General features: G+C 39.9%; 10 protein-coding genes. All 10 read left to right on the top strand.

Going from position 1 to position 14,319, the window contains the following annotated elements; translation table 11 throughout:
• Nucleotides 1-1,340, top strand: a 1,340-nt coding sequence (locus ACWJAF_RS13170; RefSeq protein WP_448864554.1) for an alpha-amylase family glycosyl hydrolase, incomplete at its 5' end; no start/stop codon positions are given.
• A 20-nt stretch (nt 1,341-1,360) separates the two neighbouring features.
• On the top strand, nt 1,361-3,316 hold the full coding sequence (locus tag ACWJAF_RS13165) for an amylo-alpha-1,6-glucosidase (protein WP_448864552.1): 1,956 nt from the start codon (nt 1,361-1,363) through the stop codon (nt 3,314-3,316).
• A 1-nt stretch (nt 3,317) separates the two neighbouring features.
• Complete coding sequence (locus ACWJAF_RS13160) at nt 3,318-5,072, top strand: glycoside hydrolase family 13 protein (RefSeq protein ID WP_448864550.1); 1,755 nt, start codon at nt 3,318-3,320, stop codon at nt 5,070-5,072.
• 70 nt (nt 5,073-5,142) lie between these two features.
• Nucleotides 5,143-6,843: a glycoside hydrolase family 13 protein gene (locus ACWJAF_RS13155; RefSeq protein WP_448864548.1), complete on the top strand. Its 1,701-nt coding sequence runs from the start codon at nt 5,143-5,145 to the stop codon at nt 6,841-6,843.
• Between the two features lie 15 nt (nt 6,844-6,858).
• Nucleotides 6,859-8,373 carry a 4-alpha-glucanotransferase gene (malQ, locus tag ACWJAF_RS13150; RefSeq protein WP_448864546.1) on the top strand — a complete coding sequence of 505 codons (1,515 nt, stop codon included), beginning with the start codon at nt 6,859-6,861 and terminating at the stop codon, nt 8,371-8,373.
• A 490-nt stretch (nt 8,374-8,863) separates the two neighbouring features.
• Entirely contained in the window at nt 8,864-9,109 is a 246-nt protein-coding gene (locus tag ACWJAF_RS13145) for a DUF6870 family protein (protein WP_008369874.1), read from the top strand.
• Nucleotides 9,110-10,768: a recombinase family protein gene (locus tag ACWJAF_RS13140; protein WP_448864543.1), complete on the top strand. Its 1,659-nt coding sequence runs from the start codon at nt 9,110-9,112 to the stop codon at nt 10,766-10,768.
• Complete coding sequence (locus ACWJAF_RS13135; protein WP_448864541.1) at nt 10,769-12,424, top strand: recombinase family protein; 1,656 nt, start codon at nt 10,769-10,771, stop codon at nt 12,422-12,424.
• Nucleotides 12,417-13,967, top strand: coding sequence for a recombinase family protein (locus tag ACWJAF_RS13130; RefSeq protein WP_448864539.1), 1,551 nt, complete (start codon nt 12,417-12,419; stop codon nt 13,965-13,967). Before ACWJAF_RS13135 ends, ACWJAF_RS13130 begins: the two co-directional genes overlap by 8 nt.
• Before the next feature lie 236 nt (nt 13,968-14,203).
• On the top strand, nt 14,204-14,319 hold a 116-nt coding region (locus ACWJAF_RS13125), incomplete at its 3' end, for a helix-turn-helix domain-containing protein (RefSeq protein ID WP_448864556.1).

Genomic DNA, 14,319 nt, shown 5'->3' with positions numbered 1-14,319 from the left:
TTATGCCGATGTACGATTACGGTTCTGTAAATGAAGCAGGCAAGGATACGGAATTCAACTGGGGATATGACCCGGTTAATTACAATGTGCCGGAGGGCTCCTATGCGACAGATGCCAGACATGGAGAAGTGAGAATCAGAGAAATGAAAGAGATGATTCAGGCAATTCATGAAGCTGGTTTTGGTGTGATTATGGATGTGGTTTACAATCATACTTATTCATTGGATTCCTGGTTTCAAAGAACTGCACCTTGGTATTTTTACCGGGTATTTCCGGATGGAACAGTATCTGACGGCTCTGCCTGTGGAAATGACGTGGCAAGTGAAAGAGAGATGTGTGCAAAATACATTCTGGAGTCGGTGCTTTACTGGACAGAGGAATATCATATTGACGGATTCCGTTTTGATTTGATGGGACTTCTGGATGTGGATCTGATGAACCGGATTCGAAGTGAACTGGATCAGAGATACGGAAAAGGAAAGAAGATCATTTACGGAGAACCATGGGCGGCGGATAAGACAGCTGTAGAAGGCAATAAAAAACTGGCAGCAAAAGAAAATATCGGACTTCTGGATGAAAATATCGGGGCTTTTTGTGACAGTACCCGAGATGGAATCAAAGGTTCTGCACTACGTGCAAAGGAAGCAGGGTTTATAAACGGCGCAGAAGGAAAAGAAGATGAAATGCTTGCAAGTGTGACAGCGTGGTGTGCAAATCCTTATCAAGCAGAAGGTTTTGAAAAGGCGAAAGCACCTTCGCAGATTGTTACCTATGTATCGGCACACGACAATCATACATTATGGGATAAATTAAAAGAGACAGTCGTAGAGGAAAATGAATGTATGAAGCTGAATAAAATGGCAGCGGCAGTTTATATGACTTGCCAGGGAACATTGTTTTTCTTATCAGGAGAAGAATTTGCCCGTACAAAAGATGGACAGGATAATACCTTTAAGGCTCCGATTTCTCTGAACCGTCTCGACTGGGAAAAGGCATGGGAAAACAGGAAACTGGTTCATTATTATCAGGGATTGATTGCACTTCGAAAACAGCTCTCTGGACTTTGCGATAAATCGAAAGACAGTTATAAGCGAATCACGGATATGTGGAAAGAAAAAGATGTAGTAGGCTTTACTGTGCTCAATGAAGAAACATCAAGATGGAGTCAGGTGAAGATAATTTACAATGCAGGAAAAAGTAGTTATAAAGTAAAATTTTCAGATGACGGCTGGGAAATCTTAAGCGATGCAAATGACAGCTGGTGCTGGGAAAAAGGAATCTGTGCAGACAGACAGATAGAAGCTGCACCGCAGAGCGTGTTGATACTTGGACGTAAATAATGATTGAGGGGGAGTAGTACATGAAGTGGATTTATGGCAGACAGGATTGGAAAACATTAGAGAGAGGACTTGAAAACTGCTATCTTTTAACCAATGGCCTGGGAGGTTTTTCTTCGCTTACGATGACCGGAGCTGTGGCAAGAAATGACCATTCGGTATTCATGGCATGTACGAAAGCCCCAAATCATAGGATAAATATGATTCATCGGATGAAAGAAGAATTGGATATCGGAGAATCAAAATATGTTCTTTCAACTCAGGAATTTGCGGATGGAACAAAAGAAGAAGGATATCGTTATCTTACAGAATTTTCTTTTGAAACTTTTCCTTCGTGGCGTTATCTGATAAACGGAGTAGAGATAGAAAAAGAGATTGTGATGGCACAAGGCAGCAATCAGATCGCAGTGAACTATCATCTGAAAAACCGCGGTCAGAAAGAGGCCACTCTCTGTGTAACTCCGTTTTTTCAATTTGAACCGAAAGGGGAAGATTTAAAAGCAGGTAAGATATTTTCAAGGCAAGAGCAAAAGATTACCGATGGAAAGTATGCTCTTTTCTTTGAAACAAATGGAGAAGCAGAAGGATTTACAGAAAAGAAAGAAACGTATTTTTATCGCTACGATGAATGTGATGGAAGGCGAGAAAATGGAACAGCAAGTGCAGTTTATCAGATTAAAAAACAAGTAAATCCAGGAGAAGAGACAGATTTAACAATGATTTATTCGCTGGAAAGTCTGATTAGTATAGACGAAAAAGAATTATTTGATAAAATAAAAGAAGAGCAGATCCGTCATCAAGAGAGGCTTATAAAGACTGCAGGCTTGAAAAATGAACTGGCACAGACACTGGTTTGTAGTGCAAACAAGTTCCTTTCAAAAAGAGAGTCCACGGATGGACTTACCATCCTTGCAGGTTTTCCTTTTTTTGAAGACTGGGGAAGGGATACAATGATCGCACTTCCGGGAATCTGCATCTCCACAGGAAGATTTGAAAGTGCAAAATCAATTTTGCGGACATTTGCATTTTATGAAAAAGACGGATTGATGCCAAATTTGTTCCCGGAGGGGGAGAGTGAGCCACTTTATAATACTGTAGATGCGGCACTATTATTTATCAACTGCGTGTGGTTATATTATGAAAAAACGCAGGACATCGAATTTGTAGAGGAAATGTATCCGGTAATGCAAAGAATTATTTCTGGTTATGAGAGAGGAACACATTTCAATATCCATATGGAAGAGGATGGTCTTATCAGTGCCGGGGCGGGGCTGGATCAGGTAACCTGGATGGATGTACGTGTGGGAGAAATCCTTCCGACACCAAGGCATGGGAAGCCGGTGGAAATCAATGCTTACTGGTATAATGCACTTTGTATCATGCAGAAGTTTTCTGAAATTCTGAAGAGGAATGAAGAGCAGAAATATAGAAAGCTTGCATGCAAAGTGAAAGAATCTTTTGTACGAGAATTCTGGATGGAAGGAAATCATTGTCTGAAAGACGTAATCTCAGGAACAAAGGCAGATACGCAGATTCGCTGTAATCAGATATGGGCGGTGTCTATGCCATTTACGATGTTGGATGAAGAGAAAGAAAGACAGGTTGTAGATGCGGTGTTTGAAAAACTGTATACACCGTATGGACTTCGGACATTAGATCCAAAAGACGAAGAATTTCATGCAAGCTATGGCGGAGAGATGATAAAAAGAGATCTTGCTTATCATCAGGGAACTGTCTGGACTTTCCCGATGGGTGGGTATTATCTCGCATATCTAAAAGTAAATAAAGATTCAAGAGAAGCAAAAGAGATTGTGGCAAAGCAGTTGGAAGTGTTGGAAAGTGCAATGCGTGAAGGATGTATTGGCCAGCTACCGGAGATTTATGATGGAGAGGTTCCTGTTTCTTCAAAAGGATGTTTTGCACAGGCGTGGAGTGTAGGAGAAATCCTGCGTGTTTATGAAAAATTGGAGGAAAAATAAGATGGAGTTTACTGGGGTATATCATAAAACATCAGAGCAAATGAGTTATCCGTTGGATGAGGACAGATTAATTGTAAATATTAAGACCGGATATGACGTGAAACAAGTGTTTATTCATTACGGAGATCCTTATGAAGCAGGAATCCTGGGTGGAAAGGAAAAATGGATTGGAAAAAGAGAGGAAATTATTTATAAAAAACGGCTGCCACATCAAATCTGGTGGACAACAACGCTTTTTCCAGAATATAAACGATGTAAATATTATTTTGAACTGAGAACAGAAGAGGAAGTCTGGTATTATTTTGAAGATGGTTTTCTGACTGAAGAGCAGCTTCAGATGGATGGCCGTATGCAGCAGTGCTTTATTGTACCGTGGATGAATCCGGCAGATATAAATCGCACACCGGCATGGGTAAATGATACGATTTGGTATCAGATTTTTCCGGACAGGTTCTGCAACGGGACACCGGAAAAGAATGGAAATGATATCACGCCGTGGAGAAATCACGGAACCGTGACCAATCAGGAAAAATTCGGAGGAAATCTGGAAGGAATCCGCCAGAGACTATCGTATCTTCAGAACCTTGGAATTACCGGGATTTATTTTAATCCAATTATGGAAGCAGAGTCTAACCACAAATATGATACTACAGATTACACAAAGATTGATCCAGCTTTCGGGGATGAAGAAACGATGAAAGCGCTTTGCATGGAAGCACATGAAAAAGGAATCCGCATTATGGTAGATGCAGTATTTAATCACTGCGGAAGAAAATTTGCGCCATGGATTGATGTGCTGGAACATGGAAAAGATTCTTGTTATGCGGACTGGTTTATGGTGGAAGACTGGGAACAAATCGGAAAAAGAGCAGACACCAGAGACAGACGCTTTTACTCTTTCGCATTTGCAGATACGATGCCAAAATTGAATACGAATAATGAAGAAGTAATTGAGTATTTTTGCAAGGTCTGTGAAGAATGGGTTCAAAAATTCGACATAGACGGAATCCGTTTCGATGTAGGAAATGAAGTGTCACATCGGTTCTTAAAGCGTATACGAGAGCATTTAAAAACGATAAAACCGGACATTTATCTGTTGGGAGAAATCTGGCACGATGCAAGCCAGTGGCTGCAAGGAGATGAATATGATTCTGTTATGAATTACCCACTGCTCAGCGGAATCCATGACTTTTTCCTTGATAAAACGATGAAAAAAGAGGAATTTGAATATATGGTGAATCGTTGCTATACTATGTATATGCAGCAGAATAATGATGTACTTTTCAACCTGCTGGATTCCCACGATACAGAGAGACTTATGAATCGTTTTCATGATTTGGATAAATTTTATCAGCAGCTTGCGATTCTCTTCACGCTTCCGGGAAGCCCTTGCATTTATTACGGAACAGAAATCGCAATGGAAGGTGCTCATGACCCGGACTGCAGAAGATGTATGCCGTGGAGTGAGATTGAAAGCAAAGAGAATCAGGAAAAGATTGCAATGATGCGGAAACTGATTATGCTTAGAAGAAACGAGAAAATGTGCAGAAGCCCGCATTTCCATTTCCCGGATACATATGAAAATGATCGATGTGTAGAATATATTAAATTAGATGAAGATGGTAATAAAATTGAGGTCCTGTTAAATGCATCGGAGGAAGAAGTAAAAGTAAAAGGAAATGGGGAAATTCTTTTTGCCCGGGAATTTGATGGAGAGATACTTGGCGTAAATGGAACGCTCATTCGTAGAATTTAGAGAACATAAAGAAAGGAGAGGATATCCCGGTAGAATCAGAAAATCTGCCGGAGAGATATCGAGACAGAGTATGGAAAACAAGAATAAATGGTGGAAAAATGCAGTTGTATATCAGATTTATCCGAAAAGCTTTCAAGATTCGGATGGAGATGGAATAGGTGATATTCCGGGAATTATCAGCAGATTGGATTATTTGAAAAAACTTGGAATAGATGCAATCTGGCTTTCACCGGTGTATCGTTCTCCACAGGATGACAATGGATACGATATTTCAGATTATCAGGATATTGAGCCAATGTTCGGAACAATGGAAGATATGGAACGATTATTTGCGGAAGCAAAGAAACGTGAAATCCGAATTATGATGGATCTTGTGTTAAATCATACTTCAGATGAACACAGATGGTTTTTGGAGGCAAAGAAAAGTAAAGACAATCCTTATCATGATTATTATGTGTGGCGTGATGGAGAAGAGGATGTTTATCCAAACGATATGAACTCTGTGTTCGGAGGACCGGCATGGGAGTGGGTTCCAGAACTGGGACAGTATTATTTTCATCAGTTTTCAGTGAAACAGCCAGATCTGAACTGGGAGAATCCGAAAGTGAGAAGAGAACTCTATGATATGATTCTCTGGTGGATGGAAAAAGGAGCAGGCGGATTTCGTCTGGATGTGATCGATCAGATTGCAAAAGAGCCAGATCTTAAGATCACAAATAACGGACCAAAGCTACATGAATTTCTGCGTGAATTAAGCAGGGAAACATTTCAGAAGGGCGATATGATCACTGTCGGAGAAGCCTGGGGAGCAACACCGGAAATCGCAAAGAAATATAGTAATCCGGATGGAAGTGAATTTTCCATGGTCTTCCAGTTTGAGCACATTATGCTTGATCAGGAAGAAGGAAAGGAAAAATGGGACACGATTCCATTGAATCTGATAAAACTGAAAAAATGCCTTGCAAAGTGGCAGAATACTCTATATCAGACAGGATGGAACAGTCTGTTTATGGATAACCATGATCTTCCTAGAATCGTGTCGCGCTGGGGAAATGACGGAAAATACAGAAAAGAGTCGGCAAAAATGCTGGCGACAATGCTTCATGGGATGCAGGGAACTCCTTACATTTACCAGGGTGAAGAGCTGGGAATGACGAATGTGCAGTTTGACAGCATTGAGGAATATGAAGATATTGAGACACTGAATATGTATAAAGAGCGTCTGGAAAAAGGATATCAGCCAGAAGAAATCATGCAGTCTATCTACGCAAGAAGTCGTGATAATGCTCGTACTCCGATGCAGTGGAGCGGAGAGGAGAACGGAGGTTTCACAACAGGAGAACCATGGTTTGCCGTGAATCAAAATTATGACAGAATCAATGCAAAAGAGGCACTCGAAGATGAAAATTCTGTATTTTATTATTATCAGAAACTGATTCGTTTGAGAAAAGAAAATCCAGTATTTGTAGACGGAAAATTTGACCTTCTTCTGCCAGAAGATGAGAAGATTTTTGCCTATACGAGAACAGATGAGCATACAAAGATGCTGGTATGTACAAACTTTACAGATGAGGAAGTTAGCTGCCCATTGCTTGATGAGTGGAAAGACGGGGAAGTCTGGATCCGGAATTATGAGGATGCCAGAGAAGGAAATGTATTGCGTCCATATGAGGCGGTGATAATTGGAGCTGCTGTGAATATTGTGAAGGCAGAATGTTTCACGTCTGACAGAGTAATTGAGGAGTACAACAGAGATATCAGATATCTGTAAGAAGAGGAGAAAGAGATGAATAGAGCTAGTGGGGTACTTTTACCTGTATTTTCACTTCCATCAAAATATGGAATCGGATGCTTTTCAAAAGAAGCGTATCAATTTGTTGACCAGCTTAGAGAAGCGGGTCAGAGTTACTGGCAGATTCTGCCACTCGGACCAACTGGTTACGGGGATTCACCATACCAGTCTTTCTCTACATATGCTGGAAACCCATATTTTATCGATTTTGAAACGTTAGTAAAAGAAGGTCTTTTGACAAAAAAAGAATGCAAAGAATATGATTTCGGAGATAAGGCAGAGATTATTGATTACGAAAAAATCTATTATTCAAGATTTAAAGTGCTGAAAAAGGCGTTTGAACGTTTTGAAAAAGATGAAGTATATGATAACTTTGTTAAAGAAAATGCGCACTGGTTGGACGATTATAGTCTTTATATGGCAATTAAGGATAGCAAAGGTGGAATTAGTTGGAATGAATGGGAAGATGCTCTGAAAAATCGAGAGGAAACAGCTCTTGAAAATGCAAAGAAAGAACTTGTAGAAGAGATTGATTTTTATAAATTTCAACAGTATGAATTTAACAAACAATGGTCAGAACTTCATACATATGCAAACGGGCAGGGAATTCAGATTATTGGAGATATTCCGATTTATGTAGCATTTGACAGTGCAGATACATGGGCATCTCCGGAATTATTTCAGTTTGATGAAGAGAATAATCCGGTGGCAGTAGCAGGGTGCCCTCCGGATGATTTTTCCGCAACAGGGCAGCTATGGGGCAATCCACTGTATAATTGGGAATATCATAAAAAGACAGAATATAACTGGTGGATCAAAAGAATCCGTCATTGTCTCAAATTATATGATGTAGTTAGAATTGATCATTTTCGTGGGTTTGATGAATATTATTCGATTCCTTATGGAAATGAAACAGCAGTGGATGGAGCGTGGATGCCTGGTCCTGGAATGGATTTCTTCAGCACAATTGAAGAAAAGCTTGGCAAACTGAATATTATCGCGGAGGATCTTGGATTCTTGACAGAAAGTGTCCTCCAGATGCTGTCTGCCAGTGGATTTCCGGGAATGAAAGTAGTTCAGTTTGCGTTTGATCCAAACGGAGGTTCGGCATATCTTCCGCATAATTATCCGGAAAATAGTGTTGTGTATACAGGTACTCATGACAATGATACAACAAGAGGCTGGTATCACAGTACAGATAAAGCGACAAGAGATTTTGCAAAAGAATATATAAATACACAGCGTCTGGATGAAGATGATTTGGCGTGGGATTTCATCCGTCTTGCAATGAGCAGCATAGCAAGGCTTTGCATAACACCGATGCAGGATTTACTGAATTTGGATGGTAAGGCAAGAATCAATGTACCATCCACACTTGGTGGGAACTGGACCTGGAGAATGGAAAAGGGGAAGTTTGATGAAAAGACGGTGGAGAGATTAAAACGTATGACATGGTTGTATGAACGTCTTCCGGAAAAGATGAAAAGTGGTATTAAAGATAGATATTGACAAAACCTAGCATCAATTCTGGGGAAAGTGATTGGGATTAATGGAATATGGTGGAGCTTTCTGATCAGTGAAACAGTGACAGTTATAGTGGCAATTCTTTATCTTGGTAGAGCTGAAAAGCAGGGATCATTTCATTCAAATTTACTGAGTGAAAGATCCCTTTTTCTATGTGACGTACCTTTAAATTGAAAGAGACATAGTTTAAGTTCTGTTAAGTTTCACTTATACAGATGGATGAGAAAAATTTAATAGAAAAATATGAAAAAGCACTGAAAACCGTCGGAATATTGGTCTTACAGTGCTTTTTCTTTGTCTACAAAGGGAAATACAACGAATTTAAATGGAAACCAACATGTCAAACAGAATATGAAATGTCATAGCAATAGATAAATTCTGAGAACAAAATACGAAAGGTAAGGTGATGCGGCCCCGAAAATTGCAGGTATAGGACGACTTATAAAAAGAATATGTTGGAAAAGAGGTGAGCATCATGGTGAATCAGTCAGTAATAGATTCCAGTGTTGATCTGGAGCAGTTAAAGGACATTGAAGATTTAATTCCTGATATGGATAAAGCTATTTCTGAGAAAGTGGAAACTTTTCTGGATAAATCTGGCGATCAGCCGTATGCTCACATGAATGAAGGGTATGTGGTGGTTGTGGAGATGACAGGAGAAATGGATGCTACAGATGCTATTAGTGATTATCTAAGAAAAAGAACGGAGTTGATGTATTAGATGCAAGTCTTGAAAAAATATCTTGCTGCATTGTATCTTCGATTATCGAAAGACGATATGGAAGAGAGAGGTGCAAAGTCAGAGAGCAACAGCATTGCAAATCAGAGAGAGTTACTTCGGAGCTTTGTAAAAAGTCAGCCGGATATTCAGATCTTTGATATATATGTGGATGACGGATACTCAGGTGGAAATTTTGACCGACCTGAGTTTAAACGAATGACAACTGATATAGAAGCTGGAAAAGTAAACTGCGTGATTGTAAAAGACTTATCCAGATTCGGAAGAGAATATATAGAAGCCGGGCGATGGATCGAAAAGACCTACCCGGCTTTAAATGTGCGTTTTATTTCAGTTACAGACCAGTTCGACAGTAAAACAGCAGATTTTTCAGAGAAGTCATTTGTAGTTCCAATTAAAAATTTTGTAAATGAAAGTTATTGCCGGGACATTTCCGGTAAAGTACGGAGCCATCAGAAAATCAAACGTGAAAAAGGTGAATTTATTGGAGCATTTGCCCCGTATGGTTACTGCAAAGCTCCGGAGAATAAGAACTGTCTGGTGATTGATTCTTATGCAGCGGATATTGTAAGAAAAATATTTTCATGGAAAATTGATGGGTTCAGTCTTGGAGCAATCGCAGAAAAACTGAATGTACGTCATGTGCAGTCGCCAAAAGAATATAAAAAGGCAAATGGCGAGAATTATAATTCTGGATTTCACAGCTCAGACACACCGAAATGGTCGGCAGTGCAGATCAAAAGGATTCTGACAAATGAAGTCTATATTGGAAACATGGTACAGGGCAAGCAGGAACGAATCAGCTATAAGGTAAAGAGGCGGCTGGATAAGCCAGAAGCAGAGTGGGTGAAAGTAGAAAATACGCATCCGGCAATTATCAGGCAAAATGATTTTGACGTAGTGCAGAAGCTGCTTCAATATGATGGCAGAGCATCAAAAACATCAGACAGTGCAAACTTTTTTTCGGGATTTGTGTTTTGTGGAGATTGCAAGACACCGATGATACGCAGGGTAAATCAGTATAAGGGGAAGAAAAAAGCTTTTTATATCTGCCAGACAAAGAATAAAGGTGGAGATTGTACCAGACACAGTATTTCGGAAGAGGTGCTGAAAAGAATTGTGTTGAAAGAGATTCAGGCATATACGGCACTTTTTGTAGACTATCAGATGATTATGGAAGAACTTTGTGAGATGCAAGTCAGCTACGATCAGGTGATCGGTTATGATACGCAGATTAGCAAGTTGCAGGAAGAATATAACCGTTATTACAGCTTGAAAGCATCTTTGGGTGATGACTTGAAAGAGGGACTGATCAGCAAAGAAGAGTTCGATGATTTTCGGGAAAGTTACGGAAGAAAATGTGAAGAACTGGAGCAGATGATTGAGAATCAGAAAAAATTGGTAAAGCAAATGTTTGAGGGTAGAGTGTCTGCAACTGTTCAGTTGGAGGACTGGAAGAAATCACTGGAAATCAAAGAACTGGATCGCACATTGCTGGCACTGACCGTAGATAAAATCTATATTTATGAAAATAAACAGATTAAAATTCATATTCGTTATCAGGATATGATTGAGAAAATGAAAGTCATAAGACGGTTTTATGCAGAACACCGGACAGAGTGTAGGAAAGAGGTGGGATAAATGGCAAGGACAGCAAAAAGATATAAGAAAAACAAAGAGAAGAAAGTTCTTGAGATTCCGGTATGTATGGCTGCGATTTACGCCAGATTATCCGTAGACAGTGATGAAAAAAAGTCAGAATCTATTGAAACACAGGTTACGCTGATAAAAGAATTCATTCAGAAGCACAATGAAAATCCAGACAGAGAGTATGAGATTGCTGTATATGATATATATTCTGATCTGGGGAAAACCGGAACAAATTTTGACCGATCGGGATTTGAACGGATGATGAATGATGTCAGGGCAGGTAAAATAAACTGTATTCTGGTAAAGGATTTCTCACGATTTGGAAGAAATTACATCGAAACTGGTAACTATCTGGAAAAGATTTTTCCTTTTATGAAAGTGCGGTTTATTTCTGTATGTGACAACTATGATTCATTTGCACCGGGTGCTAAGAATCAGGAATTATCTATGAATATCAAGAATCTGGTGAATGATGCTTATGCGAAAGATATTTCTGCAAAAGAACGGGCAGCGAAACGTATTGCACAGAAAAATGGTGAGTATGTGGGATCTACAGCTCCATATGGATATTGTGTGGAAAAGATAAATGGAATTTATAAGTTGATTGTGGAACCGGAAGCTGCAAAGATTGTCCGCAGGATTTTTGAAGAATATGCTTCGGGAGATGGCATACAGAGCATTATTGACAGGTTGTTTGCGGATAGGGTACATCGGATTTCAGATTATAACCAATATCATCATGTGTACTGTCAGGATGGAGAGAACCTTCATCAGTGGGGGAATTCTTCGATACGTGCAGTGCTGAACCGAAATAATTATTATGGTGATCTGGTTCAGAGGAAATACGAATCCAGATTTCAAAGAGGGGAAAAATGGTGTGACATATTGGACGAGAGCCAGTGGATTATTACGCCAAATGCCCATGAACCGATTATCAGCCGAGAACTGTTTGAAAAAGCACAGGTCAGGCTAAAAGCAGCACAACAGAAAGTAACAAAAACTACTGCAGGGTGGGAAGATGATGAAAGAGCATTTTACAATGTATTCTATTGTGGTGATTGTAAGCGGAAAATGTGTACACGTAGATGCAGAGGCAATGTGTATTACTTTTGCAATGCTATCTGGTATCGGGATGAAAGAAAATGTAGTCACAAATCTATTTCCGAAGAGAAGCTGCAGAAAATTGTTCGTTCGGAGCTGACCAGACGGTTTCAGTTATCTGGATTGCGGAAAAAGGATATGTCTGCTATAAGCAGTGCGGTATTTCTTTCCAAAATCAATGAGATTCAAACTGAGATCAGAAAACTGAATATAGATATGGAAAGACGTTCAGAAAAACTGGCACAGGCATTTATGAAATATAAAGAGGGTGAACTTTCCAAAGAAGCCTATATAGAAATGAAAGATGACCGTAATAACTGGAAAGCATTCTGCGAAGAGAGAAAGAGAACTCTGGAGCATACCATACAAAAGCTGGAAAAACAGCAGAAAGAAGAAGCCAGATTTTTACGAAGTCTGCTGGAACTGGATGGTACAACCAGAATCAATGCGGAACTTGCGGAGAGCTTGATTGAAAGTATGTATCTATATGGTGATGGCAGACTGGAAATCAACTCCGGGTTTAAGGGGGCGGTAGAACATGAGTGATCAGAAACTGATTATTGGATATTACCGTCTTTCCATGGAAGATGATTCAGAGGGAGAAAGTAACAGCATTATCAATCAGAGAAAACTGGTAAAAGATTATATTTCCAATATCCCGGAACTGGCTTCTATGCCATTTCAGGAGTTCTACGACGACGGGTATTCTGGTTCCAGTATGGAGCGTCCGGCAATTAAGCAGGTTTTGGAACTTGCCAGAGAGAACAAAGTGCAGTGTATTGTGGTAAAAGATTTTTCACGTTTTGCCAGAAACTATATTGAGATGGGAACTTATCTGGAACAGATTTTTCCATTCCTGGGAGTACGATTTATTTCTATTTCTGACCGATATGATTCTAAAGATTATAAAGGAAAGAGTTCGGATATTGAAGTACAGTTTAAAGGACTGATAGCAGACTTTTATGTGAAAGATCAGTCCGTAAAGGTAAAATCGGCAGTCAGTACCAGACGAGAAAAAGGTGAGTACTGCTGTGGTTCTGCACCTTATGGGTATCGAATTAATCCTGAAAATAAGAAAGAACTGGTCATTGTAGAGGACGAAGCGGAAGTAATCCGAAGAGTATTTGAACTGACCAATCAGCGGTATTCCAAGATGGAGATTTGCAAGTTATTCAATGAAGAGGGCGTACTGACTCCCTTGCAGTCTATGAGCAGACGACAGAAATCAGACAGCAAGAAAGCTGCTTCAAGAGGATTGCAGTGGACGAGTGATATGATACGGAAGATTGTGGATGACAAGACTTATATAGGCTGTATGGTCTATGGAAAGACAAAGATTCCAGATCCCGGAACAGGGAAAGAAGTACCGGTGCCGAGAAATCAGTGGAAAGTGATGGAAAATCACCACGAGCCGATCGTATCAAAAGAAATTTTTGAAAAAGCACAGTCCTTGCAGATCAGATACACCAAGAAAAGTAAATTCGACAGGGAAATAACGCTGTTAGGTGGCTATGTAAAATGCGGGAATTGTCGCAGAATCCTGACTTCAAGCAGTCCGGTTCATGGTCATATCCTTTATAGCTGTGCGTACAGTAAAGGAAAAGAAGATACAGGGTGTTTTGCCGGGAAAGCCGATAACAAAATGCTGGAACATATCGTGCTGGCAGAAATTAAGGCATATTTACGTCAGAATATCAGCCAGGAACAGATGCAGCAATCTATGAGAAAACAGCATACGGACAGCATAGAAGCCTATGAGCTGGAAAGTACGGACTGTGAAAAACGTCAGGAGCAGATAAAGCTTCAGAACCGTCAGAACCATGAGAAGTATCACGAGGGACAGATGAACCAGAAACAGTTCATGGAAGCCAAGAAGCAGTTGGAAGAAGAAAGAGAACGACTGCAGAAACGTGTACAGGAACTGGATGAGTTGATAAACAACGAGAAAGAAATCCTGATGAAAAAGAATGTTCCGGTGGAGCAGATGCTGAAGTATTTGGGCTATGAAAAGCTGACACGAGAGGTGCTGGAAGAATATGTGCAGGGGATATATGTGTATGATGATGGGAGAGTGGAGGTGGAAATGTAGCAATTATGTTACATCCTCCCCACCTACTTTGTGACAATTATATAACGTCCTCTATACAGAAATATGCGGTTTTAAGCCATTTTCGTGGCAAAAAAGCCGCATATTTTTTGTAGCAATGACTTGACATCCTCGGGACGACTCTGTTTGGAAAGTAGTCTGCCAGATTAAAATATTGTATTTATAGAAAAATATGCTATGATATATACACCATGTGTGTATGTAGAAGCAGAATAAATATGGAAATAAAAGAATTACGCGAAAGCACAGGAATGAACAGAAAAGAATTTTGTGAGTACTTTGAAATTCCCTACAGAATTGTAACAGAATGGGAAAGGGGAACAAGAAAAATGCC

The sequence above is a fragment of the Dorea sp. genome, from assembly GCF_977044405.1.
The sequence above is the reverse complement of the archived record's forward strand: the minus strand, read 5'-3'. Positions and strand labels throughout refer to the sequence as shown.